This window comes from Stenotrophomonas sp. X, from assembly GCF_055721025.1.
This window is the reverse complement of sequence record NZ_CM146756.1, coordinates 3758433-3782857: the sequence shown is the minus strand read 5'-3', so window position 1 is coordinate 3782857 and position 24425 is coordinate 3758433. Positions and strand designations below refer to the sequence as shown.

At 67.3% G+C, this 24425-nt stretch carries 24 protein-coding genes and 1 tRNA gene; 13 read left to right on the top strand and 12 right to left on the bottom strand.

Annotated features, from left to right (window positions below; translation table 11 throughout):
• Positions 1 to 27: 27 nt before the first annotated feature.
• From ACZ75I_RS17375 to ACZ75I_RS17360, 4 genes are all read right to left on the bottom strand, one after another.
• Complete coding sequence (locus ACZ75I_RS17375; RefSeq protein ID WP_111200423.1) at positions 28 to 786, bottom strand: pilin; 759 nt, start codon at positions 784 to 786, stop codon at positions 28 to 30.
• A 39-nt stretch (positions 787 to 825) separates the two neighbouring features.
• Entirely contained in the window at positions 826 to 1299 is a 474-nt protein-coding gene (locus ACZ75I_RS17370; protein WP_005419622.1) for a DUF494 family protein, read from the bottom strand.
• A 43-nt stretch (positions 1300 to 1342) separates the two neighbouring features.
• Complete coding sequence (dprA, locus tag ACZ75I_RS17365) at positions 1343 to 2470, bottom strand: DNA-processing protein DprA (RefSeq protein ID WP_180868915.1); 1128 nt, start codon at positions 2468 to 2470, stop codon at positions 1343 to 1345.
• A gap of 110 nt (positions 2471 to 2580) precedes the next feature.
• Positions 2581 to 3711, bottom strand: a complete 1131-nt coding sequence (locus ACZ75I_RS17360) for a LysM peptidoglycan-binding domain-containing protein (protein ID WP_072167258.1) — start codon at positions 3709 to 3711, stop codon at positions 2581 to 2583.
• A gap of 126 nt (positions 3712 to 3837) precedes the next feature.
• Between ACZ75I_RS17360 and def the strand changes: the two genes are divergently transcribed.
• The 5 genes from def to ACZ75I_RS17335 all read left to right on the top strand — a co-directional run bounded on the left by def (position 3838) and on the right by ACZ75I_RS17335 (position 9870).
• Positions 3838 to 4350, top strand: a complete 513-nt coding sequence (gene def / locus ACZ75I_RS17355) for a peptide deformylase (protein ID WP_005419619.1) — start codon at positions 3838 to 3840, stop codon at positions 4348 to 4350.
• A gap of 120 nt (positions 4351 to 4470) precedes the next feature.
• Entirely contained in the window at positions 4471 to 5394 is a 924-nt protein-coding gene (gene fmt / locus ACZ75I_RS17350; RefSeq protein ID WP_472958387.1) for a methionyl-tRNA formyltransferase, read from the top strand.
• A 3-nt stretch (positions 5395 to 5397) separates the two neighbouring features.
• Complete coding sequence (gene rsmB, locus ACZ75I_RS17345) at positions 5398 to 6729, top strand: 16S rRNA (cytosine(967)-C(5))-methyltransferase RsmB (RefSeq protein ID WP_346476981.1); 1332 nt, start codon at positions 5398 to 5400, stop codon at positions 6727 to 6729.
• Between the two features lie 22 nt (positions 6730 to 6751).
• Entirely contained in the window at positions 6752 to 8461 is a 1710-nt protein-coding gene (locus ACZ75I_RS17340) for an ArnT family glycosyltransferase (protein WP_072167255.1), read from the top strand.
• Positions 8462 to 8613: 152 nt separating this feature from the next.
• Complete coding sequence (locus ACZ75I_RS17335) at positions 8614 to 9870, top strand: O-antigen ligase family protein (RefSeq protein ID WP_180868928.1); 1257 nt, start codon at positions 8614 to 8616, stop codon at positions 9868 to 9870.
• Positions 9871 to 9900: 30 nt separating this feature from the next.
• Here the strand turns inward: ACZ75I_RS17335 and ACZ75I_RS17330 are convergent, their stop codons facing one another.
• Positions 9901 to 10707, bottom strand: a complete 807-nt coding sequence (locus ACZ75I_RS17330) for a glycosyltransferase family 2 protein (protein ID WP_061478126.1) — start codon at positions 10705 to 10707, stop codon at positions 9901 to 9903.
• Between ACZ75I_RS17330 and ACZ75I_RS17325 the strand changes: the two genes are divergently transcribed.
• Positions 10706 to 11764, top strand: a complete 1059-nt coding sequence (locus ACZ75I_RS17325; protein WP_180868921.1) for a CDP-glycerol glycerophosphotransferase family protein — start codon at positions 10706 to 10708, stop codon at positions 11762 to 11764. The genes ACZ75I_RS17330 and ACZ75I_RS17325 overlap by 2 nt on opposite strands.
• Before the next feature lie 91 nt (positions 11765 to 11855).
• On the opposite strand, the gene ACZ75I_RS17320 is transcribed toward ACZ75I_RS17325, so the two are convergent.
• The 4 genes from ACZ75I_RS17320 to ACZ75I_RS17305 all read right to left on the bottom strand — a co-directional run bounded on the left by ACZ75I_RS17320 (position 11856) and on the right by ACZ75I_RS17305 (position 16111).
• Positions 11856 to 13394 (bottom strand): PH domain-containing protein, encoded by a 1539-nt coding sequence (locus tag ACZ75I_RS17320; protein WP_346476980.1) that lies wholly within the window; start codon positions 13392 to 13394, stop codon positions 11856 to 11858.
• Complete coding sequence (locus ACZ75I_RS17315; protein ID WP_005419594.1) at positions 13391 to 13891, bottom strand: PH domain-containing protein; 501 nt, start codon at positions 13889 to 13891, stop codon at positions 13391 to 13393. The genes ACZ75I_RS17320 and ACZ75I_RS17315 overlap by 4 nt, the downstream gene beginning before the upstream one ends.
• 75 nt (positions 13892 to 13966) lie before the next feature.
• Positions 13967 to 15103 carry a GTP cyclohydrolase II RibA gene (gene ribA, locus ACZ75I_RS17310; RefSeq protein ID WP_346476978.1) on the bottom strand — a complete coding sequence of 379 codons (1137 nt, stop codon included), beginning with the start codon at positions 15101 to 15103 and terminating at the stop codon, positions 13967 to 13969.
• A gap of 87 nt (positions 15104 to 15190) precedes the next feature.
• Positions 15191 to 16111, bottom strand: a complete 921-nt coding sequence (locus ACZ75I_RS17305) for a lauroyl acyltransferase (protein ID WP_005419590.1) — start codon at positions 16109 to 16111, stop codon at positions 15191 to 15193.
• A 61-nt stretch (positions 16112 to 16172) separates the two neighbouring features.
• On the opposite strand from ACZ75I_RS17305, the gene dtd reads away from it, so the two are divergent.
• The 4 genes from dtd (at position 16173) to ACZ75I_RS17285 (ending at position 19250) form a co-directional block, all read left to right on the top strand.
• The gene (gene dtd / locus ACZ75I_RS17300) at positions 16173 to 16613 is read left to right on the top strand and encodes a D-aminoacyl-tRNA deacylase (RefSeq protein ID WP_005419588.1); all 441 of its coding nucleotides are present in this window, start codon (positions 16173 to 16175) and stop codon (positions 16611 to 16613) included.
• 90 nt (positions 16614 to 16703) lie between these two features.
• Positions 16704 to 18557: an RNA polymerase sigma factor RpoD gene (rpoD, locus tag ACZ75I_RS17295; protein WP_005419586.1), complete on the top strand. Its 1854-nt coding sequence runs from the start codon at positions 16704 to 16706 to the stop codon at positions 18555 to 18557.
• Positions 18558 to 18822: 265 nt separating this feature from the next.
• Entirely contained in the window at positions 18823 to 19134 is a 312-nt protein-coding gene (locus tag ACZ75I_RS17290) for a hypothetical protein (protein ID WP_151354729.1), read from the top strand.
• Between the two features lie 40 nt (positions 19135 to 19174).
• A tRNA-Ile gene (locus ACZ75I_RS17285) sits at positions 19175 to 19250 on the top strand.
• Positions 19251 to 19910: 660 nt separating this feature from the next.
• Here ACZ75I_RS17285 and chrA read toward each other — a convergent pair.
• Together chrA and ACZ75I_RS17275 are read right to left on the bottom strand one after the other, a co-directional pair.
• Positions 19911 to 21275, bottom strand: a complete 1365-nt coding sequence (chrA, locus tag ACZ75I_RS17280) for a chromate efflux transporter (RefSeq protein WP_428986738.1) — start codon at positions 21273 to 21275, stop codon at positions 19911 to 19913.
• A 131-nt stretch (positions 21276 to 21406) separates the two neighbouring features.
• Entirely contained in the window at positions 21407 to 21805 is a 399-nt protein-coding gene (locus tag ACZ75I_RS17275; protein WP_164092861.1) for a DoxX family protein, read from the bottom strand.
• Positions 21806 to 21923: 118 nt separating this feature from the next.
• On the opposite strand from ACZ75I_RS17275, the gene ACZ75I_RS17270 reads away from it, so the two are divergent.
• Both ACZ75I_RS17270 and ACZ75I_RS17265 read left to right on the top strand, forming a co-directional pair.
• Positions 21924 to 22343 carry an H-NS histone family protein gene (locus ACZ75I_RS17270; protein ID WP_005419573.1) on the top strand — a complete coding sequence of 140 codons (420 nt, stop codon included), beginning with the start codon at positions 21924 to 21926 and terminating at the stop codon, positions 22341 to 22343.
• Between the two features lie 49 nt (positions 22344 to 22392).
• Complete coding sequence (locus ACZ75I_RS17265) at positions 22393 to 22800, top strand: hypothetical protein (protein ID WP_061478117.1); 408 nt, start codon at positions 22393 to 22395, stop codon at positions 22798 to 22800.
• A 23-nt stretch (positions 22801 to 22823) separates the two neighbouring features.
• Here ACZ75I_RS17265 and ACZ75I_RS17260 read toward each other — a convergent pair whose 3' ends face one another.
• The gene (locus ACZ75I_RS17260) at positions 22824 to 23465 is read right to left on the bottom strand and encodes a glutathione S-transferase family protein (protein WP_472958382.1); all 642 of its coding nucleotides are present in this window, start codon (positions 23463 to 23465) and stop codon (positions 22824 to 22826) included.
• A gap of 467 nt (positions 23466 to 23932) precedes the next feature.
• Here ACZ75I_RS17260 and ACZ75I_RS17255 point away from each other — a divergent pair, with 467 nt between their 5' ends.
• Positions 23933 to 24385, top strand: coding sequence for a PA2169 family four-helix-bundle protein (locus ACZ75I_RS17255; RefSeq protein ID WP_346476965.1), 453 nt, complete (start codon positions 23933 to 23935; stop codon positions 24383 to 24385).
• The last annotated feature ends 40 nt before the right edge of the window (positions 24386 to 24425 follow it).

The following is a 24425-nucleotide window of genomic DNA, read 5'->3' as shown; positions in this document are numbered from 1 at the left end:
CCTTGGAGGTGCTGCCGTGCGCGTGGCTCAGCCGCGGCATGACGTCGGCAGGTACTTGTCGTCGCTTTCACCGCTGCATTCCCAGCGGCCGCTGTCGCGATCATATTCCAGCCACAGCAGGTCGCCATCGAGGCTCTTGCCGGGCACGGCCAGTGTTGCTTCGATGCCACAGTGGCCGTTGTTGAAGCGGCCGATGTTCACCGCCGACAGGCCGGCCTGGGTGAAGTCACCCGGGGCCGGGAAACCGGCATCGTTGGCGCCGGGGCAGCGGCCTTCATCGTCGGCGAAGTGCTGCACCTGCTGTTTCAGCGGCTGCAGGGCATTGACCGCGGTCGCGATCCTGGCACGCACGGTGTAGTCGTTGTATGCGGGCAGCGCGATCGCCGCGAGGATGGCCAGGATCGGTACCAGTACCAGCAGCAGGCCGCCGCCGATGATCGCGGTCAGGGCGCAACCGGAGAGCTTCTTCTTCGGCGGCGGCAGGACCCCGGCCGCCGCTTGGGTGGCATACGGCGTGGACGGCGGCAGCACAGGAGGCTGCGGCGGAGGGGGGGGCACCGGTTCCGGTTCCGGCTCGGGTTGCTGGGCCGGCGCAGCAACGTCCAGCGCCGGCACGATCAGGCCCAGCTCGTCGACAACGGTGCGCAAGGGCTGCCATTGCGGCAGGCCGTCGCGCCAGACCAGGGTGTCCAGGGAGATCTGGTTGTTTCGGAACAACTCGACCAACTGTTCCGCCGGCAGCGGGCCTTGCTGCCGGTTGCCTTCTGCATGGAACCACTCGCTCACGGGGACGCTCCTGAATGCGCTATGCCCCCAAGTGTACGGTCAGTGAAGGGGTTCTGGCTCGTCCATGAACATCTGCGTCTCCATCCAGGCATAGGCCGCTTCGGAGCCAGGCTGGTTGAACAGCACCATCAGCACGACCCATTTCAGGTCGTCCAGGTCCAGTTCGTCCTGGTCCAGGGCCATCGCCCGGTCCAGCACCAGCTCGCGCTGGTCGGCGTCGAGGATGCCGTGCTGTTCCAGGTACAGCAGGAAGCCGCGGCATTCCACATCCAGCTTGTCCAGCTCGGGGCCATGGTAGATGCGCACGGGGCCGTCGACCCGCGCCTGGGCCACGCTCGGCCGCTGGGCGGCCAGGGCATCGAGCCAGTCGAACGCCTTGTTGATCTCGGTGGGGCTGAAACCGGCCTGGATCAGGCCGTTCTGCAGCGAATCGCGGTCACGGATCAGGTCCGCATCTTCGCTGAAATAGTGTTCAAACAGGTACAGCAGTACATCCAGGATGCTTTCTTTCATTGCCCCTCGGCCTGCGTCGCGCGACGCTGTGGAGGTGAAGAAACTAGGGAGTTCGACAGTAGCGGCCGTGTACGCACACCACGATTCCCGCCAGTTCCATGGCCAGCAGCATGGAGGACACCTGGGACGCCGTCAATCCACAGCGCGTGATCAGTGAATCCATACCGCTTGGGTTGTGGTCCAGGGCTCGCCACAAGCACTGGTAGTCAGGGTCGTCGGCCCAGCGCGCCGGCAGGAGGGCCGGCAGTGCCTGTTCAGTGGGGGTGGCCAGCCGCGATTGCAAGCCCGGCAGCTGCTGGCGAAGGGCGGGGGCGAGCAGTTCCAGAACCTCCTCAGGGCGCTCGACCAGCGCCGCGCCCTCGCGGATCAGGCGGTGGCAGCCCGCCGCGCGCGGGTTGAGCACCGATCCGGGCAGGGCACAGACCTCGCGGCCTGCCTCGGCGGCCAGGCGCGCGGTGATCAGCGCTCCCGAACGCTGCGCGGCCTCGACCACCACGGTGGCCAGCGCCAGCCCGGCTACCAGCCGGTTGCGCGCGGGGAAGTGGCCTGGGCGGGCCGCCGTACCCGGCAGGTACTCACTGAGCACCACGCCCTCGGCGGCGATGCGCGCCTGCAGCCGGGCGTGGCTGTCCGGATAGGCGCGGTCAGGGCCCGTGCCGATCACCGCCACGGTGCAGCCACCGGCCTCCAGCGTGGCCTGGTGCGCAGCCGCATCGATGCCTGCGGCCAGGCCGCTGGTCACCGCCAGGCCCGCCTCGACGAAACAGCCGGCAAAACGCGCGGCCAGTGCGCGCCCGCCCGGGGTGGGGGAACGGCTGCCGACCAGCGCCACCGACGGGCGCCAAGCCAGGCTGGGGTCTCCGGCGACGAACAGCGCCAGCGGCGGGTTGGGCACCTCCAGCAACGAGGGTGGAAAGGCCGGATCGGTGCAGGGCAGCAGGTGATGGTTGTCCTGTTCCAGCCAGCGCAGGGCGGATGCACACGCCCGGGCGTCGGGACGTTCCAGCGCGGCGCATTGCTCCGGCGTGCAGCCGTGCGCGCGCCAGTTCGCCGGGCCTTGCGCGATGGCGGCTTGCGCACCGCCCGCGGCCTGCAGCAGGGCCCGTCGTGGCGCCAGTGCGCCTCCCGCCATCAACAGGCGCAGCAGCGCCTCATATGCATGCGTGGTCATCCCCCACTATCGGCCGCACGCAACAAAGGCGCCCTAGGGCGCCTTCGCATGTGATCGTCAGGTTTTCCCGCAGACGCCTGCCGGGCAGCGGCCGGCACGCCCGGCAACGGTTACTTTGCGTCCGGGTGCAGCGCGTTGTAACCCACCTGCACCGGCTTCACGCCCTGCATCACCAGCGCGTAGCTGACGTTGTCGAAGGTACGGAACACCATCGCGTGCGCGGCATACTCGTCCGGCAACGAGACCCGGCCCGCGCCGGTGCTGAGCGAGTCGTCCATGCGCGAGGAGCCCGGGTACTTCATGCGGTGCGCCACATGGCGGCCCGGGCGCCACAGCGAGAACACGGTGCCGTTGTCCACGCCCTGGGCACGGCCGGCCGAGATCGCGATCACGTCGCGCGGGCCACCGGCGTTGAACATGTCGGTGACGGCCAGCACGCGCACGTCCACACCCTCGACACCGGCAGCGGGTACATGAGGGATGAACTGCAGGTCGTACGGCTTGGCTTCGACCGGCACCAGGCGGTCACCGGCGCGCACTTCGCGGCCGCCGTCGTTCTTGTCCAGCACCAGCGTGGAGGCCTCGACCTTGCCGCCGGCAATCTGGGTGATGGTGCCGGTAGCGACCTGGGCCAGCTCGTAGCCGAGCACGCCACGGCGGGCGTTGGGCGCGTTGTAGGCCTTCCACAGGTTGCCGCTGCCCGGGGTCACGTCGCCATTGGCGGTCAGGTCTTCGGTCGGCTTGGGCTGGGCGTACCGCACGGTCGGGCGTACCACTGCCCAGCGCTGGCCCACCTGGGCATCGGCCAGGCGCACGTAGACGGTGTCACCGCCGGACACGCGCAGGCGGCTGTCCTCCAGGCCGACTACGTAGGGCAGCTGCTTGATGCTGTCGACAACGCTCAGCTGCTTCAGGAACGGCTCGACCTGGGCCAGCGGAATGGCGTCGATCGGGGCCTCCTGGCGCGGGCCGGCCTGGGACACGGTCACCCGGTCCAGGTAGGCCAGGCTCAGCACGTCACCTGGATAGATCAGGTGCGGGTTGGCGATCTGCGGATTGGCTTGCCAGATTTCCGGCCACAGCCAAGGCTTCTGCAGGAAACGTGCGGCGATATCCCACAACGTATCCCCTTTTCGGACCACATAGGTGTCCGGGTGCCCGCCATTCACTTCCACGGCGGTAGCATAGGCAGCCACGGTCAGCATCGCCGCGGCGACGACCGTACGAAAACGAAGCAACATAGGTGTGAAGCCCTGATTCCCCAACAGGTCCGCGCACTATAGTCCAGAAACCGGGGCGCAAGGCAAGCGTTGGAGCTAGAATCTGCGACGTATGCCGGCGTGCCGGCCCCCTATCCGGAAACAGCCATGGCCCTTCTCCCCATTCTCGAGTTCCCCGATCCGCGCCTGCGTACCAAGGCTGCGTTGATCGACGCCGCCGAAGTCACCACGCCGGCCTTCCAGGAACTGATCGACAACATGTTCCAGACCATGTACGACGCCCCGGGCATCGGCCTGGCGGCCACCCAGGTGGACGTGCACAAGCGCTTCATGGTCATCGATGTCAGCGAAGAAAAGAATGAACCGCATGTGTTCATCAACCCGGAAATCGTCGCCAGGGACGGGGGCCGGGTGTACCAGGAGGGCTGCCTGTCGGTCCCGGGCATCTTCGCCGACGTCACCCGCGCCGACACCATCACCGTGAAGTACCTGGACCGCAACGGCCAGGAACAGCAGCTGGAGGCCGGTGAAGTGCTGGCCACCTGCATCCAGCATGAGATGGACCACCTGGACGGCAAGCTGTTCATTGACTACCTGTCGCCGCTCAAGCGCGAGATGGTCCGCAAGAAGCTGGCCAAGCAGCGCAAGCACGTGGCGTGATCGCCCATCCGGGCCGCCCTTCGGGTGGCCCGTGCCTGCGCGACGCGCGCGGGCTGCACGGCGCCGGCCGACGGCGCCGTTTTCTTTCCTGCACGAATCCATCCTGCAAGTGGGGTAGCCATGAGGATTGTCTTTGCCGGTACGCCGGAATTCGCGGTGTCGTCGCTGCGCGCCGCGGCGCGCCACCACGAGGTCGTGGCCGTCTATACCCAGCCTGACCGGCCGGCCGGCCGTGGCCGTGGCCTGGCACCGTCGCCGGTCAAGCTCGAGGCCGTGGCCTGTGGCATTCCGGTCTACCAGCCCGAATCACTGAAGGACGAGGCTGCACAGCAGCAGCTGCGCGACCTGCAGCCGGACCTGATGGTGGTGGTGGCCTACGGCCTGATCCTGCCCAAGGCGGTACTGGCGATCCCGACCCACGGCTGCTGGAACGTGCATGCCTCGCTGCTGCCACGCTGGCGCGGTGCTGCGCCGATCCAGCGCGCGATCCAGGCCGGTGACGCAAAGACCGGTGTGTGCCTGATGCAGATGGAAGCGGGCCTGGATACCGGCCCGGTGCTGCTGCACCAGGAACTGCCGATCGCTGCCACCGATACCGGTGGCCAGCTGCATGACAAGCTGGCCGAGCTGGGTGCACAGGTCCTGTCCGACGGCCTGGGCCTGCTGCGGGCCGGCATCAAGCCGATCGCGCGGCCGCAGCCGGAGCAGGGCGTGACCTATGCGCACAAGCTGGACAAGGCCGAAGCCCGTCTGGACTGGGCGCAGGGCGCCGATGTGCTGGCGCGTACCGTGCGTGCCTTCAATCCGTGGCCGATCGCCGAAGCGACGCTGGCTGGCGAACGCGTGCGCATCCATGGCGCGGTGGCGCTGGATGCGGCCCACGGCCAAGCGCCGGGCACGGTGCTGGCGGCCAGCCGCGATGGCATCGACATCGCCTGTGGGCAGGGTGCACTGCGCTTGCGTACGCTGCAGCGCGAAGGCGGCAAGGCGATCACCGCCGCCGACTACCTCAACGCCCGCCGTGATCTGCGCGTGGGAGCATAAGCGGTGTCGAAGCAGAACGATTTCTCCGTGGCCAAGGCGGCGCCGGGCGCGGCCACGCGCATGCTGGCCGCGCGTGTGCTGGCACAGGTGTTCACCCGTGGCCGTTCCTTGAAGGCCGAACTGGCCTGGGCGCTGCCGAAGCTGGCCGACAGCCGCGATCGTGCCCTGCTGGAAGCGCTGTGCTTTGCGGTCCTGCGTCGCCGCAGTACCTATGACGCTGCCTTGCAGTCGTGGATGCAGAAGCCGCTGTCGGCGCGCGACGCCGACCTGCGCACCCTGTTGATGGTGGGCTTCGTCCAGCTGGACGTGCTGGAGCTGCCGGCGCATGCGGCGCTGTCGGCCACGGTCGATGCCGCGCGTGCGCTGGGCCGTGAACGCCAGGCCGGCCTGGTCAATGCGATCCTGCGCCGCGCGCAACGCGAGGGTTTCCCGGAGCAGCCGGCGCGTGATGCCTTCCCGGAATGGCTGGCCGATGCGGTGGAACGCGATTGGCCGGCACAGGCCGACGCGATCTTCAGCGCCAGCCTGCAACCGGCGCCGTTGTGGCTGCGTGCCAACCGCCAGCACGGTGGCCGTGACAAGGCACTGGCGGCACTGGCCGAGGCGGGCATTGCTGCCGAACCCAGCGCGCTCTGCGCCGATGCATTGCGCCTGGCAGCCCCCGTTGCGGTGAACCAGCTGCCGGGTTTTGCCGACGGTGCACTGTCGGTACAGGACCTGTCGGCGCAATGCGCAGCCGACGCGCTGGCGCCCGCGACCGGCGCCAGCGTGCTGGACGCCTGTGCGGCGCCCGGTGGCAAGTCGGCGCACCTGCTGGAACGTGACCCCAGTCTGCGCCTGCTGGCGCTCGACATCGATGCGCGTCGCCTCGCGCGCGCCCGCGATACCTACACCCGCACCGGTGTGGGCGAGGGCGCGCAGACCCGGGTGGCCGATGCCAGCGATCCCGGGGCCTGGTGGGACGGCACACCGTTCGACGCCATCCTGCTGGATGCCCCGTGCTCGGCCACCGGCGTGATCCGACGCCAGCCGGACGTGATGTTCCACCGCCGCGCCGAGGACATCGATGCGCTGGTCGGCGTGCAGGCCCGCCTGCTGGAGGCCTGCTGGTCGATGCTGCGCCCGGGAGGCGTGCTGCTGTACGCCACCTGTTCGATCCTGCGCGCCGAGAACGTCGATCAGGTGCGGGCCTTCCTGAAGTGGCATCCGGACGCAGCGGCGCAGCCTCTGGATGACACATTCGGCCTCGATTGCGAAGGGATTGCGCGCCAGCGCCTGCCGGGTGACAACGATGCTGACGGTTTCTTTTACGCGCGTCTGCTAAAAACAGCCTGACCCCGCTGACGTTCCGAGTCCCATGCTGAAATCCCGCGCGTCGCGCGAGACGTGGTTGTTCGTGGTGATGGCCCTGCTGGTGCTGGGGGCCGGGCTGGGCCTTCGTGATCCGTGGCCGTCGGATGAACCGCGCTTCGCGCTGGTGGCCAAGCAGATGTTCGACAGCGGGCAGTGGCTGTTCCCGCATCGCGGCACCGAGCTGTACTCGGACAAGCCGCCGATGCTGATGTGGTGGCAGGCGACGCTGTACAGCCTGGTCGGGCAGTGGCGCGTGGCCTTCCTGCTGCCGTCGCTGCTGGCGGCCCTGGGCACGCTGTGGTGCGTGGTCGACCTGGGGCGGCGCCTGTGGACGCGGCGGGTGGGGCTGTACGCCGGCTGGGCGCTGCTGTTCGCGCTGCAGTTCACCTTCCAGGCGAAGAAGGCGCAGATCGACCCACTGCTGCTGCTGTTCATCACCCTGGCCAACTACGGCCTGCTGCGCCACCTTCTGCTGGGACCCAGCTGGCGCTGGTGGTGGCTGGGCTGGTTCTTTGCTGGCATCGGCGTGATCACCAAGGGCGTGGGGATGCTGGCGCTGCTGATGCTCGTGCCTGCGGCGATCGCCGCGGCGCTGCAGTGGCCACGGGTGGGACTGCATGCGCGCGACGCGCGTTTCTGGCTGGCACCGCTGGCCTTCCTGCTGGCGGTGTCGTTGTGGCTGGCGCCGATGCTGCTGGCCGGCTTTGCCACCGGCTCGGACGAGTACCGGGCCTACATGGACGACATCCTGTTCCAGCAGACGGCGCGGCGCTACGCCCATTCCTGGGACCATCACCAGCCCGCCTGGTACTTCCTGGCGACGATGCCGCTGATGTGGATCCCGGCGTTCCTGGCCCTGCCCTGGGCGATTCCGGCGTGGCGCCGCCGGCTTCGCCGCCGCGACCCGCGCTACCTGCTGCCGCTGGCCTGGTGGCTGATGGTGGTGCTGTTCTTCTCGATTCCCGCCGGCAAGCGCGATGTGTACATCCTGCCGGCACTGCCGATGTTCTGCCTGGTGCTGGCGCCGCTGTTGCCTGGATTGCTGAGGCGGCGCGATGTGCAGGCCGTGGTGGGGGTGTTCACCGGCCTGCTGTCACTGGGCCTGGCCCTGGCCGGTGCGATGGCGGTGCTGGGCGAGCCGGCCTTCGAGCTGCGCCTGACCCACAGCCGCGGGCTGGCGCCCGGCGCTGTCGACGCACTGGCCTGGACGATCCTGGCGATGGGCGTGTGGGGCGGATTGAGCCTGCTGGCCTGCGGCCGTCGCCGGCATCTGGCGCTGGTGTCGACCCTGGGGATGGTCTGGGTGCTGTACAGCCTGGTCGGCTATCCGCTGCTGAACGATTCCAGTTCCGCCCGCGGCCTGATGCGCACGGTTGGTAGCCGTCTGGGCCCGGATGCCGAGTTGGGGCTGGTGGCCTGGAAGGAGCAGCATCTGCTGCTGGCCGACCGTCCTGCAGCGACCTTCGGTTTCGAGACGGACTGGGACGAGCAGCTGATTGCGGCCACGCGCTGGCAGCGGCTGGCGCCCGGACGCCGCTGGTTGCTGGTGCACGAATACGCGATGCTGTCGTGCGTCGACCGCAACCGTTCTGAACTGGCCGGCGTGGCCAACCGGCGGCGCTGGTGGCTGGTGCCGGCAGCAGCGGTGAAGGTGCCCTGCGTGGTCACTGCAGAGGAGCGCGAACGTGAACGGCGTTTGCAGGAACATGACTAGCCACCACGATTCCGGCTTGTCCAGTCTGCCCAAGCGGGCCCAAAGGCAGTAAAACAGCAGGCTGGGACGGCCCCCGTTGGTCCTTCCCGTTCTTCCCGCAGATTGCAGCGATACTTCCCGACGTGCCAGCTTCACCGGACAACCTGAACCCCTTGGCCGGCGACCCGCTGGGCGTTCCCGCCGGTGGGCGCCATGGGGTCGCGCATGCGTTGGCCCAGCTGGGCCTGTTCTGCCTGCCGGCACTGGTGCTGACCGTGCCGATCAACCTGCTGCCGTATGGCCTGCTGTTGCTGCTCAGCACGCTGCTGGCGCCGGAGCTGCTGTGGCGCGCGCGCGGCATGGCCGGTCAGCCGGTGAAAGTGCTGGCCTGGCTGATGCTGGCGGTGCTGGCGCTCGGCGTACTGTCGGTGGTCTTGTTCGAGCAGGGCCTGCGTGACGTCGACAACCGCTCGCGATTCGTGGTGATCCCGTGGATTGCGCTCTGGGTCTGCGCGCTGCGTCCCAACCTGCGGTGGCTCTGGTACGGATCATTGACCGGCCTGCTCGCCACCTTCGCGATGTCGCTGTGGCAGGTGCTGGGTGGCGCCGCGCGCGCAGAGTTGTTCACCAACGCCATCGTGCTGGCCGACATCGTGATGGTGTTGATGGTGCTGCTGGTGTTCTGTCGCCCGTCGCGGCGCTGGTCGCTGGTGATCCTCGGCATGGCCGCCGGCTGCGGCACCATCGTGCTGACCGGCAGCCGCGGCGTGTTCGCCGCCCTGCTGGCGCTGCTGGTGGTGCTGGCACTGAGCCTGCGCTGGCGCACCGGTGCGGCGCGCCTGTCGGTGCTGGCCGGCATGCTGGCGATCGGTGCGACCCTGCTGCTGTCGGTACCGGAGCTGCGTCACCAGGTGCGCCTGAGCGAGCTTCACAGTGACGTGCAGCGGATGGAACTGGGCGACAGTGATTCTTCCGCCGGTGCCCGCGTGGAACGCCTGCAGGTGGCCTGGGAGACCTTCCTCGATCACCCGCTGGTGGGCGTTGGCATCGGGCATTTCGACAGCGCGATGCTGCGCGTGCCGGTCTGCCGTGAGAATCCGGAAGAGTTGCGTTGCCACCTAGGGCATGCACATAACGATGTTGCCGAATGGGCAGCGACCCAGGGCGTACCGGGCCTGCTGCTGTTGCTGGCGGTGTATGGCATCCCGCTAGGGTTGTTCGTGCGGCTTCATCGCCGCAGCGGACGGTCGACCTTCCGGGGGCCGGCCGCAGCCGGCATCTTGCTGGTGATCACCTATGCGCTGTGCGGCCTGACCCAGTCGATGTTCGCGCACCAGATGACGGCCAGTTTCTACGTGACCCTGGTCGGCCTGCTGACCGGCCTGTCGATCGTCGAAGGCGCGCGCCACCGGGCAGTCACCGGGGCGTGACGCATCGGCGCGCCGGGCAGGGCCCGGCGATCAGGGGTTCGGCGGGTCGGCCACGGCCTGGCCGTTGCCCAGCATCCACAGCATGATGGTCTTCTGGCGCACGTAGTTGGCGCGTACATAAGCGTAGACCAGGCCATGCCAGCCGTCGCGGAAGCCGCCACGGAACACGAAGCCGCGCCAGAACCGCCAGGCCGGTGCCAGCACCAGCTTGCCCAGTGTGGCCCGCTTGCCGCGCGCGAACTCGTGCTCGGCCATCATCCGCGCGTACTTCTCGGTCTTGGCCAGCTGCTGCTGCAAGGAGCGGTAGGGATAGTGGACCAGGTCGCCGCGCAGGGTACCGACACTGCCATCGACGCTGGCGGCCTCGTGGATCTCGCGCTTGCCGCGCCAGCCGCCACGGCGGCGGTCGAACAGGCGCATCACCCGGTCCGGGTAGGCATTGCCATGGCGCAGGAACTTGCCGAAGTACTCCGACAGGCGTGCGAAGCGATAGCCGGCATGGCCAGCGAAGCCACCGTCGCGGGCCTGTTCGATGGCCTCACGCAGTTCCGGGCTGATCCGCTCATCGGCGTCCAGGCACAGTACCCAGTCGTGGCCGGCCTGCTCGACGCAGTACGCCTTCTGGCTGCGGAAGCCGTCGAACGGGCGCTGCAGCACGCGGGCGCCTGCGGCCTCGGCGATGGCCACGGTGGCATCGGTGGAGTAGGAGTCCACGACGACGATCTCATCGCAGAAGGCCAGCGAGGCCAGGCAGTCGCCGATGCGGCCGGCCTCGTTGAACGCGATAATGCAGGCCGAGATGCGAGGCCGTTCGATGGGAGCGGTCGTGGAGGACATGATGGCCGGGTACCTGTTGTTTGCGACGGAGCGCTATGCGCTGCCTATTCTCGCCCCGTTGGCGCAGGCCTTGCACGCCTCCGGGCAGGAGGTGGCGGCCTGGTTCGAGGGCGGCGCGGCCGGCAGCCAGCTGCCGGGAGTGCCCAACATCGGCCTCAAGCAGGCGCTGGCAATGCGGCCGCGGGCGGTGTTCAGCGCCGCCAACTGGGTGCCGACCTTCCTGTCAGGCGCCAAGGTGCAGCTGTTCCATGGCTTCAACGTGGAGAAGCGGGACAGTGCGCGCGGCCACTTCCGGGTGCGCGGCATGTTCGACCTGTACTGCACGCAGGGGCCGGCCACCACCGGGCCGTTTCGTGAGATCGCGGCCCTGCAGGGCCACTTCGCGGTGGCCGAGACCGGCTGGCCGAAGCTGGATCCGCTGTTCCGCGACGATGGTGGCGAGAGCGCCGCGCTGCGCGCCGCCGCTGGAGGACGCCCGGTGATCCTGTTCGGTTCGACCTTCACCGAACGCCTGAGCGCAGCCCCGCACCTGCATGCGCAGATTGCTGCCGACATCGCAGAGGGCAACCGCTACTGGCTGCTGACCCTGCACCCGAAGTGCCCACCGGAATTGTTCGAACGCTACCGCGCGCTGGCCGGTGCCAATGCGCGCTTCATCGAGCCGGAGCAGGTGATGGCCGCACAGCGCGCTGCCGATGTGCTGGTGTCCGATACGTCCTCGATCGTTTCGGAGTTCATCGTCCAGCACAAGCCGGTGGTCACCTTCCGCAACCGGGTGCCCAAGCCGCACATGATCGACTTCGATGACCCGGTGCAGCTGCCTGCGATGCTGCAGCGCGCGCTGCATCCCGACGCCGCGCTGCAGGCGGAGATCATGCGCTACGCCGATGCCATCCATCCGTACCGCGATGGCCTGTCCAGCGAGCGCGTGATTGCGGCTACCGAGGATTTCCTGTCCGGTGAAATGGGCGTGCTGCGGCGCAAGCCGTTCGGCAGCTGGGTGCGCGACCTGCAGATCCGCAAGGACCTGGGGTATTGGGGGCCGTCGCAGCGGTAAGCCGAGCGTGGGCTCGGCTCAAAGTAGATCCACGCCATGCGTGGACGCGCGACCCCAGGCCGCGGTAGTGCCGGCCAGCGGCCGGCACTACCTACCAGCGCAGCTTGCGCCGCGCCAGCGCGGCCGCCAGTTGATCCATCACCTGTTGCGCCTGCGCCTGCGGCAGGTAGTGCAGGATCAATACCACATCGCCATGCGCGCCGGCGGTATCCAGCTGCAGGCTGCTGGTGCCCAGCAGCTTGTCCAGTGGCGAGCGCAGCAGGCGCAGGCCCTGCACCTTGTCCAGCTCGGCCCAGCGCCACCAGCGCTTCCACCAGCCGCCGCGCACGGCGACGTAGTGGTCATCCAGATACCAGCCCATGCGCGCCATCTGCCGGTGGGCCACCAGCAGCGCCAGCGGCAGCCAGGCCAGCACGATCAGGCCCCATGATCCCCAGCGCCAGTACGCGGCGGCGGCCAGCAGGGGAACCAGCAGCAGCGCGCCCAGGCACAGCCGCCACCAGCCACGCTGCGGAATGGACTGCCATTGCGCCGGCGGCCACTGCAGTTGAGGCAACAGGTGCTGCACCAGCTGCTCGCAGCGCATTGCCGGGGCCAGCGGTGCCAGCTCGCGCAGAGCGCGGTCCTGGTCCCGCGAAGGGCCGCCGGCGGCGCTGTCGACGCGCAGCTGGCGCAGGCCGAACCAGCGATGCAGGGTGGTCTCGTACAGCGTCCAGGCCTGGATGCGGCGACGCGCGACACTGCTGCGGGTTCGGCTGACCAGGCCAGCCGAGACGGTCAGCCGGCGATCCTGCTCGCTGAGAGTGAAGCCGTGATAGCGCAGCAGGGTCAGCACCACCGACAACGCACGCAGCGCCAGCCAGCCCAGCAGCAGGGCTGCGGCCAGCAGCAGGAATGCGCCGGCCACGCCGGGATGCAGGTGGCTTGCGTAGCCGAAGGCCTCCCTGCCACCACGCTGGATGGCCGCGTCCATCACCGGCCGCGGCACGGTCTGGAACAGCACGCCGAAGGCGGCGATCGCCAGTGCCCATCCGCGGTTGGAGAGCAGGCCCATGCGCACCACGTCCCAGCTCGACAGGCGCAGCAGCACCTGTTCGGTGTCGGCCCCGGTGATCGAGGGAGTGGCAACGGCGCCAGCGGGCTGCGGTGCCTGCCCACGCTGGCGCACCAGCCGTTCCAGCGCCAGCGCCTGGTCCAGCCTCAGTACCCGCATCTCGGCTTCCGGCCGCACGCCGCCGGCCGATTCCAGGCGCAGCTCGGCCACACCGAACAGCCGGTGCAACGGGTTCTGCCGCACTTCCACGTTGTGGATGCGGGCGAACGGGATCTCGCGGCGGTTGCGCGCCAGCAGCCCGCTGCGCACGGTGATGGCATCGCTGCCGATGCGGTAGCGGTAGCTGAGGTACTGCAGTACCGAGACCAGCACCAGTGCCGCGATCGCCGACAGTGGAATCAACTGCGCCCACATCGGGTCGCGCTCACCACGCTGGCCGAACACCAGCAGCGCGACCAGCGGCAGGAAGTAGTGTCGCAGCTGCATCAGCAGCACGAACAACCACGACCACGGGTGCAGGCGATGGTCCTCGCCACCGGCAGGCAGCGATGCGGGCAGGGGCGGCGGCAGGCTCACAGGGCGTCGGCGTCCTGGTCGAGCTGGTGCGAGAGGGTGTCGCGCAGGCGCTCGGCGTCGGCTTCATCCAGGCCGTTGACGGTGACCGCGCTCATGCGGGTACCGGCAGTGTGCACGATCAGCGTGGCCAGGCCGGCGCGTCGCTCCAACGGGCCCCGGCGCAGGTCCAGGTGCTGTACGCGCGAAATGGGAATCCGGGTTTCCAGCTGCCACATCAGGTCGCGGCGCAGGCCCAGGCCCTGGTCATCCAGGCGCCAGCGGGTGCGGGTCAGTCGCCGGCGGCCGAGCCAGGCGCCGAAGAGGATGCCGATCAGCAGCCCCAGGGCAGCAGTCCACAGGCCGCCGGGCAGATCGAAGAACCAGGCAGCTGCGGCCAGTGGCAGACCCGGTACGAACAGTCCGCCGAAGGCGCCTTCCAGTGCGGCCAGGCGGGCGGCACGTTGCGGCAGCGATTGCCAGGCTTCGGTGGTCGGGGCGATAGGGGCGACGTCGGTCACGCGGGCTCCGTCAGGTGGCAGGGCGAGCGGCGGCGGCGGCGGCCGCACCGCGCAGACGGTAGCAGGTCGGCTGCGTTACTGGGCAGCCTGGATCAGCGCATCGACATCCAGCAGGTGACCAGCACGATCGGCCTTGGTGCGCAGGTAGTGTTCGTTTTCGGCGGTGATCTCGCCGGTGACCGGAATGCAGTCCAGCACCTCGATGCCGGCATTGCGCAGGCGCTGTGCCTTGGTCGGGTTGTTGCTGAGCAGAGCCACGCGCGAAATGCCCAGGCCATGCAGCATCGCCACCGCACTGCCGTAGCGGCGTTCGTCGGCACCGAAGCCCAGCTGTGCATCGGCGTCGATGGTGTCCAGGCCGTCGTGCTGGTAGCCGTAGGCGCGCATCTTGGCGGCAATGCCGGTGCCGCGGCCTTCCTGGTCCAGGTACAGCAGCACGCCACCGCCCAGTTCCTTCAGCTTGCGCAGCCCGCGCCGCAGCTGGTCGCCGCAGTCGCACTTGAGCGAGCCGAACAGGTCGCCGGTCAGGCACGAGGAGTGCACGCGTACCGGTACCACCGACGACAGGTCCGGTTCGCCGACGATGATCGCGACCTGGTCGCGCTGGGCCACGCCGCCGCGGAACACCGCGAAGGTGGTCATGCCGACGTCGCGCAGCGGTACCGGCGAACGCGCCACCAGTTCGTAGTCGTGGGCCGCATGTGCTGCGCCTTCGGCCAGGTCGCACAGGGCCACCTCGGCGGCACCGTCGAACGTGTGGTCATCCACGTCCAGGCGCACCGCGACCATTGCCGGCAGCAGCAGGCCCAGGCGGGCCAGCTCCACCGCGCCGGCATCGAAGGCGTCGCCGGCCGCCCAGCCGTCGGGCATGGGGCCGGGCTCGCGCAGGTAACCCAGCGAGGGCAGGGTATCGAAGGCAATGCCGGCCAGCGGCAGGCGCGCGCCTGCCGGTGCTTCCACGCCGAGCACGCGGGCGCGGGTCGCGGTCAGGAACAGGTAGTGGCGCTCGCGCGCGGCAGCGGCGAACGTGGCAAAGCTGCTGGCAGTGGCGCTGTCCAGTGCAATCACCGCCAGGCGCTGGCCCTGGCCATCGTGGAGCAGTACCGGGCGACCGGCACGCAGTTCGGCCACCGCGCGTTCGCAGCGGATCGCGGCGGGGTCGCCGAACAGGGAAGAGGCAGCAGGCATGGCAGGACCGGGGGAGGCGGACATCGCAGTCTCTATGGGGGCGACGGCGTCGTATTCAACGTGGTGCGGCCGCCGGTCGCAGGGGCCGGACGGGCCCGCGTGATGCGACCGTCAGTGCGGATGCTCTTCGGTCGCGTACGGGTCTTCCTCGCCGCTGCCTGGTGGCCGCAGCGTATAGCGCTTGTAGGTCCACTGGTACTGCGTCGGGTCGCGGCGGGCGATGCGCTCGATGCCGGCGTTGAGCGCGGTGGCCGCCACCTGCGGGTCCGGGTCGGCCACGGCGGGGTCGGTCGGCTCGATGTGCAGGGCGAATTCCATGTCCGGCCCGATGCGCTCGCACCAGCCATACAGCACGGTGGCGCCGGTGCGCTCGGCCAGCCGGTTGACCAGGGTCATGGTCAGTGCCTGCACGCCGAAGAACGGCACGAACACGCCGTCGCCGGCCTTGGGTTGCTGGTCGGGCAGGATGCCGGTGGCACCGCCGTCCTTGAGCACCTTGAACAGCTGGCGCACGGCGGGGCCCTCGGCGCGCACCTGCTGCACGTTCTGGCCGCCCCGCACCAGCTGCAGGAAGGCGTCGCTGGCCTCGTCCTCCGGTGGCTTGTAGACGATGGCGATGTGCCCGCGCGAGGCCAGCCACTGGTTCAGCAGCTCCCAGTTGCCGAAGTGGGGTGCGGCCACGATCACGCCCTTCCCGCTGGCCAGCGCCGCGTCGTACAGGGCTTCGCCGTGGCGCTGCTTCAGGTGCAGGCGCAGGTTGTCGGCCGGCCTCTGGCTCCAGAGCCGCAGCGTCTCGATGGCCTGCAGGGCGGTGGAGCGCAGCAGCTCGCGGTGCAGGCGGTCGCGCGCCGGACCGTCCAGTTCCGGGTAAGCCAGTTCCAGGTTGCGCCGGGTGACGCGGCTCTCGCGAGCGTTGAGACGGACCCACGTCCACGCCAGGGCATGCGCGAATCCCCGCAGCACTGGCCAGGGCAGGCGGGCGAACAGAGTGGTGGCGCGGTAGACCAGCCGGGCTTTGCGTTGCGGATTCATCGGCGCCAGTTTAGCCAAGGGCGCTGCTATCGTGGCCGGCCCTGTTCATTGGAAGCCCACGATGCTCGTCCTGATCCAGCGCGTCAGCCAGGCCGCCGTCCACGTCGACCAGGAAGTGGTGGGGCAGATCGGCCCCGGCCTGCTGGCCCTGGTCGGCATGGAACCGGGCGATACCGAGGCCCAGCTGCGACGGATGGCCGAGCGCCTGCTGGGCTACCGGGTGTTCGCCGACGAGGCCGGCAAGATGAACCGGTCGCTGCGCGACACGGGCGGCGGCCTGCTGCTGGTCAGCCAGTTCACCCTGGCCGCCGATACCCGTTCGGGCATGCGCCCCAGTTTCACGACCGCCGCACCGCCGGACGAGGCTGAACGCGGGTTCAATCGATTTGTCGAGATCTGTCGTGAAAATCACGCGCCCGGGGTGGAAACGGGCCGATTTGGTGCCCATATGGTCGTCAGCCTGGTCAATGACGGTCCCGTGACCTTCCTTCTCAGGCCCTGAGCCTGCGGGACCACCGCCCGGCAGGCGGGGCCCCGGGCTGGTATAATGCTACGTTCCCTATTTCTCCCTAGCCGGTGGCGCGAGCACTACATGGCCAACGAACGTCCTGCCCAATCCGAAATCAAGCAACTGATCAGCAAGGGCCTGGAACAGGGCTACCTGACCTACGCCGAAGTCAATGACCATCTGCCGGACGACATGGTCGACCCGGAACAGATCGAAGACATCATCGGCATGATCAACGGCATGGGCATCGATGTCCATGAAGTTGCGCCGGATGTGGAAACCCTGCTTCTCAACGATGGCAACACCGGCAACCGCGAAGTCGATGACACCGCGGCTGAAGAAGCTGCCGCCGCGCTGAGCGCGCTCGACACCGAAGGTGGCCGTACCACCGACCCGGTGCGCATGTACATGCGCGAAATGGGCACCGTCGAGCTGCTGACCCGCGAAGGCGAAATCGCCATCGCCAAGCGCATCGAGGAAGGCCTTTCGCAGGTCCAGGCGGCCCTGGGCCAGTTCCCGGTTTCGGTCGAGTCGCTGCTGAACGACTACGAAGCCCACAAGGAAGGCAAGAAGCGCCTGGCCGAAGTGATCGTCGGCTTCAACGACCTGGTCGACGAAGAGCCGGCACCGCCGGCGGTCGTTGCCGATGACAGCGCCGATGCGGACGCCGAAGGCGACGAGGACGAGGACGACGATGTCGACGGTGGCGATGAAGAAGCCGCACCGACCGGTCCGGATCCGGAGGAAGTCGCCGCGCGCATGCAGGCACTGAGCGATGCCTTCAACGCTTTCAAGAAGGCCGCGACCAAGGGCGACAAGAAGAACCTGCCGCGCCTGCGCGAAGAGATGTCGGCGGTGTTCGTCACCCTGAAGCTGCCGCTGCCGCTGACCGACGTACTGACCAAGCAGCTGCGCGACACCATGGCCGACATCAAGTCGCATGAGCGCCGTGTGCTGAACCTGGCCACCGTCACCGCGCGCATGCCGCGCAAGGATTTCATCCGTTCCTGGGAAGGCAACCAGACCAACCTGGAGTGGGTGGAAGACGCACTGAAGCGCAAGCAGAAGTGGTCGTCGGCCCTGCGCGAAGTGAAGGACCAGATCATCGCCGAACAGCAGGCGACGATCGACATCGAGAAGCTGACCCAGCTGGACCTGGAAGAGCTGAAGGAAATCAGCCGTGCCATGGCCTACGGCGAAGCCAAGGCGCGCAAGGCCAAGAAGGAAATGGTCGAGGCCAACCTGCGCCTGGTGATCTCGATTGCCAAGAAGTACACCAACCGTGGCCTGCAGTTCCTCGACCTGATCCAGGAAGGCAACATCGGCCTGATGAAGGCCGTGGACAAGTTCGAGTACCGCCGCGGCTACAAGTTCTCGACCTACGCCACCTGGTGGATCCGCCAGGCGATCACCCGCTCGATCGCCGACCAGGCGCGCACCATCCGTATTCCGGTGCACATGATCGAGACGATCAACAAGCTGAACCGCATTTCCCGCCAGATGCTCCAGCAGTATGGCCGCGAGGCTACGCCGGAGGAGCTGGCCAAGGAAATGGACATGCCGGAAGACAAGATCCGCAAGGTGATGAAGATCGCCAAGGAGCCGATCTCGATGGAAACCCCGATCGGCGACGACGAGGATTCCCATCTGGGCGACTTCATCGAGGACACCAACGTGGAGTCCCCGATCGAGAACACCACCAACATCAACTTGTCTGAAACCGTTCGCGACGTGCTGGCCGGCCTCACCCCGAGGGAAGCCAAGGTGCTGCGCATGCGCTTCGGCATCGACATGAACACCGACCACACGCTGGAAGAGGTCGGCAAGCAGTTCGACGTGACCCGCGAGCGCATCCGCCAGATCGAAGCGAAGGCCCTGCGCAAGCTGCGTCACCCGAGCCGTTCGGAGCAGCTGCGCAGCTTCCTGGATATCGATTGATTTCCAGCGGCTGTTGAAGCGTTGAGAGAAACCCCGCCTGGTGCGGGGTTTTTCTTTGGTAGCTCCCGGCCATGCCGGTCGGATCCCGACGATGTCGCATCTGCCATTTGATTACGTCCCGCGGCGGTCGCACGCTGACCGTGCAGATGCTCAACACATCGCGTAGGCAGGCCGATCTTCATCGGCGCTGATGCAAGCGCGCAGCAGGTCACGTACATCACATGCGGCCTGCGGCACTGATTCGTCATGCATCTGGAGTCACGCCATGAATGATGTGGAGCACGATATGCCTGAGCCCGTGCAAATCGATTTCCCGCCGCTGCTGAACTGGGATGAGGTGATGCGGGATGAGTGTGAGGATCCGTTGGGGTTTGCACGTCGGACGACGTATGCGCTGCTGACGCTGTCTGAAGCTGGGTTGCTTGCCGGCTTCAGCGGCGGCAACCAGAAGGGACTGGAAGAGGCCAGGAGGACGGTGGCGCTGTTCCAGGCACATCTGCGGCGGCAGATGTGGTTTGCGGAAGCGGCGGAGAAGCGGTTGGGGCGCGTTGCTGAGGCTCTTGCTGCTGCCGGGTAGCCGATCGTGGGCGGCCTCCACTACACTGTGGCGCTGCGCAGGGCCTATAGCTCAACGGTTAGAGCAGGGGACTCATAATCCCTTGGTTTCAGGTTCGAATCCTGATGGGCCCACCATCGAATCAGGCACTTGGAATTATCTGCAGTGTCTTTTCGTCGAGCCAGCGCAACCCGGTGGCATGCACAAAGCTCCGCCGCCTGAGCGAGCGTCATCAGCTTGTTAGCCTGATCCATCAGCGCTTCCCCTTCGTTGGTCACAGCGGCTCAAGCGGGCAAGAGCCTCTTCCACCCGCGCAGACCTCGGTGCAACAGATGGAGTGTTGGAGCCAACACGCCCACGCATGGCCCAGTGGCTGGCATTGTGAATAGCCCCTTACAGTTCACTCTTCTCATAGAGCTGCTTGCCCATGAAGTTCCTAGGGACAAGGCCGAGATCAGGAGCGTTCTTCGGGAACTGGCCGGACGACAGCCGCAATAGTGCGCGGCCTCGTCAACAGTGAGCCACTCCTTGCCTGAAATATGAAACGAAGGACCGCCAACCGCTGGCGGAGAGCTTTGATCTCGTCCTGCAGGGAAATGTCGGGTTCAGAGGTATCCATTTAGATCTTCGCCAGCGTGTCCCGACCACCCCGCCGCAGTACGGGCTGTGCCGGAACCCAGGAGATCGGCGAACGGGATTTCAGGGACAGTCACGTCGCCTCCACCGGACGTTCGCCGGGCTGTGCGCCAGTGGCCTACGCCCCTGTGCGGCCCATGGTGCTCCACGCGCACGCTCACTCACCAGTTCCGCATCAGGTACACAGCCAAACCCAGCAGCGCGCAGCAGGCCAATACCTGGATGACACCCCGTTTGAAACGGAACAGGGCCACGACGGCGAACAGCGTGAGCAGCGCCGATGGCCAATCGAACGGGCCGACAAACCCCTGCGGCCAGAACACGTGGTAGCCAAAAAACAGGGCCAGGTTGAGGATCACGCCGACCACGGCGGCGGTGATGGCCGTCAACGGCGCGGTGAACTTCAGTTCGTTGTGCGTCGATTCCACCAGCGGGCCACCCACGAGAATGAGCAGGAAAGAGGGCAGGAAGGTGAACCAGGTGACCACGCTGGCAGCCACCGCGCCAGCCAGGAATGCCTGACCAGTACCCACTGCATCAGCGGCATGCCCACCGACGAAGCCGACAAAGGCCACCACCATGATCAGCGGCCCCGGCGTGGTCTCGCCCAAGGCCAGGCCGTCAATCATCTGCGTGGGTGTCACCCAGCCGTAGTGGACCACCGCGCCCTGGTAGACATAGGGCAGCACCGCATAGGCGCCGCCAAAGGTCAGCACTGCGGCCTTGGTGAAGAACCAGCCCATCTGGGTCAACGTGCCTTCCCAACCAAACAGCGCGGTCAACACGCCCATGGGCAACGCCCATAGCGCCGCGCCTGTGGCCGCCAGCACGATCAGGCGCCGCCAGCGAAAGCGCGCATGCGCCGGCGCAGGGGTATCGTCGTCGATCAGCGCAGGTCCGAACGTCTGCCGCGGGGCACGTTGGTCACCATCGGCGCCGAACATCCGTGGGGCGAATCGTCCGCCGCAATAACCGATCAGCGCAGCACCCAGTACGATCAGCGGGAAGGGCAGACCGAAGGCGAAAATGGCCAGAAACGAGGCAGCGGCGATCACCTGCAACCAAGCATTCTTCAGCACGCGCGTGCCAATGCGATAGGCGGCATGCACCACGATGGCCGTGACGGCCGGCTTGATCCCGTAGAACAACCCGGCCACCACGGGCATTTCACCGAACGTCACATAGAGCCATGACAGCCCGATCAGGATGAGCAGCGAGGGCAGCACGAACAGCATCCCGGCAACCACCCCGCCCCAGGTACGGTGCATCAGCCAGCCAATGTAAGTGGCGAGTTGCTGGGCTTCCGGCCCGGGCAACAACATGCAGTAGTTCAGTGCATGCAGGAAGCGCCGTTCGGAAATCCAGCGCCGACGCTCGACCAGCTCCTGGTGCATGATCGAAATCTGACCGGCGGGACCGCCAAAACTGATGAAGCCGAGCTTCAGCCAGAAGGCAACGGCCTCCCGGAAGCTGACCGATCGCGGTGGCTGCAGCGGATCCTGCGTGTCCTGCACTGTGTGCTTCACGTTGAGACGATTCCCTGACGAGGTTGGCCAGCCAGCCGTCAGCAATGACGGAAGTCGCGGTCAGCCGTTGATCGTCCTGGTCCAGTGCCTCCCGCATCCGGCGAGGGTACTCTCGCTGCCCTGGTCTGGCGTTACAGCTGCGTGCGCCGCTCACGCCCATCGATGCTGTAGCGTCCCGCCCCGGTGCAGGCCAGCAGCAGGAAGCCGCCGGCTAGGCCCAGGTTCTTCAGGAACATGATCTGCTGGGTCTGGTCGGCGAAGTTGTGGTGGAAGATGAAAGCGGTGACCAGGCTGAAGCCTGCGAGCACGACCGCCACCAGCCGGGTCTGGAAGCCGAGCAGGATGCACAGGCCGCTGCCGATCTCGAAGGCGATGGTCGGCCAGAGCAGGATGCCGGGTACTCCCATCGCCTCCATGTAGCCCTGGGTACCGCTGAGATCGCCGAGCTTGCCCAGCCCGGAGACCAGGAACAGGGCCATCAGCAGGATGCGTGCAAGCAGGTAGGCGAGCGAATGCGATGAAGTGCTCACGTCGAGGTCCTCGGAGATGGCCGACGCAGGCGATCGGAGCCCACCGGCGGTGAAGCCCGTGTCTACGCGCCGGGCAGGGCGCCTTGACAGCTGCCGCGCTGCAGTAGACCTTTCCCGCATGACGATCGATATTGAATCGCTCAGCCTTCGCGAGCTGGGTGCCCTGGTGGTTGCCGCTGAACAGCGGAAACAGCTCATTTCCAGCCGCCGTCCGGCCAGCGCGGTGCGGCGGATGCTGAAGGCCGCCGCCGCCGAAGCCGGATACACCCTCGAAGAACTCTTTGGCGGCCAAGCCTCGGAAACACCTGCGCCCGCCCGCAAACCCGCCCGCCGTAAATCCGGCAAAGTCGCGCCCAAGTATCGCGACCCGGAATACAAGCGCCTGACCTGGACCGGTCGCGGGCGCATGCCGCGCTGGTTGGCGTCCAAGGTGTCGATGGGCCACAAGGTCACCGATTTCCTGATTCCTGGCTTGGCCAGGCCGACCGCTGGCAAGACCAGCACCATCGGCAAGCGGACCGTCATCAAGAAGGGATGAGGCTGCAGCACTGCTACCCTGCCCGGGTCTTTCAACCAAGGAACACGGGATGGCACACGCGAGTGGCATGACGATCACGCCGAAAGTCCTGCACGCCGCCGCAGGCGCGGCCGTGCTGGTCAGCCTGCTGGCCTGGGCGGTGGAATGGAGCGGGATGGCCTATGTCTGCCCGTACTGCCGCGTGCAGCGCACGGTCATCGGCGTGCTCGGCCTGCTGACGCTGTTCGCGCGCCCTGGGAGCCTCATCGTGCCCTGGTTGTCGTACACAGCGGGTGGCTTCGCCTTCGTGGTCGCAGCGATGCAGCACTTCAACGGTTGGAAACGCATTTCCGCAGGCGACTTCAGTTTCAATGAGCAGTGGTACATCGACCCTTGGCTGTTGTCGGGCTGCGCGATGCTGATCCTGGTGGCGCAGCTGATGCTGGTGCAGGCCGCCTGCCGGCGCAGCTTGCGCTGAGTGTTTCCACGCATGGCGTGGAACTACCCGTTCTGGAATACCGCCAGCTGCGCGGCGAAGGCGCGCTGGTAGGCGGGCCGCTGCGTCGCGCGGGCCACATAGGCGGCCACCGTCGGATACTCGTCGAGCAGCCCGCTGCTCTTCAGGCGCAGCAGCACCGAGACCATCATCAGGTCGCCCACGCTGAAATCGCCATCCAGCCACGGCGCCTTGGCCAGCCATGTCGACAGTTGCGCCAGTCGCGCCCGAACCCGCTCATCCAGCATTGGCAGCCGCTGTGCGTACCACGGCTGCTCGCGCTCCAGCACCCAGGCCACGGAGCGCTCAACGATGGGGGGTTCCACTGTGTTCAGCGCAGCGAACACCCACATGATCGCGCGCATGCGGGCGTCCGGAGCGCGCGGCAGCAGGCCGGGGTGCTGTTCGGCCAGATGCAGGACGATGGCGCCGGATTCGAACAGGGTCCGGTCGCCCTCCTGCCAGGTGGGAATCTGCCCGAACGGATTCCGTGCCAGGTGCGCGGGCTGCTTCATTTGGGTGAAGGTGAGCAGTTGTACGTCATAGGCTACGGCCAGTTCCTCCAGTGCCCAGCGCACGCGCATGTCACGGGCCAGGCCCTGGCCGCGGTCGGGGGAGGTGGCGAAGGCGGTGAGGATGGGAGGCATGGGAGCGGTCCGCGGTCAAGGAGGGCTTTGATGATCTGACGAGCGAGTGCGCCGTAAATCGACATGCGGGCGGTGCCCTGCACGTTGCCTGCACGTGCTCTGCACGCACGCACTGTCCTGGATACATCAGTCTGCCGGGGTCATCCGCAGAGACAGGTAACAGGCATGAATACCCCCGGAAAACCCAAGCCCAGTTGGCGCCAGAGAAACGTGCTGATGGGAGCACTCGTTGCGGTCCTGGTGATCGTGCTGATCATCCTCTTTGTTCCTTGGTGACCCTGCGCAGGATCGCTTGATGTGATCCACGCGCCACCGCCGCGTGAAAAAGTCAGTGCGGGTTGGGTGAAGTGATGTACGTATCAATCGTTGCTCACCTGCGAACCACACGAGCGTGTCCAGAGTGGATCCACAGGCAGCGCAGTCGAGGCTGCTTTTCTCCCCCGAAACGACGACAGAGGAGCAACGCCATGAGCACCCAGTCCACCATCGAACACCGTCTCAACGACCTGATCGAGATCGCCCGTGACGGCAAGTCGTTCTATGAAGAAGCCGCAACCAAGGTGAAGGATGCCGAGCTGTCGGCCCTGTTCACCCGCATTGCCGGTGTCAAGGGTCGCATCGTGGGCGCATTGAGTGGCTCGGTGGCTGCCAGCGGCGGCAAGCCGGCCGAGCATGGCACCGTGGTGGGTTCGATGCAGCAGTTCTACGGCAAGGTGCGTGCAGCCTTCGGTGACACCAACTACGGCTATGTGGCCGAACTGGAAGAATCGGAGGACCGCCTGCTGGGCGCGTTCAAGGACGTGCTGAAGGACAACGAGCTTCCGCCGGCGGTACGCCAGGAAGTCACCCAGCTGTTGCCGGAAGTGCAGGAGTGCCACAACGTGATGCGCGCGCGCAAGCATGCGATGAAGGCGGCCTGACGATCAGCGGCGTCCCACTCCCCAGGGACGCCGCGGCCGG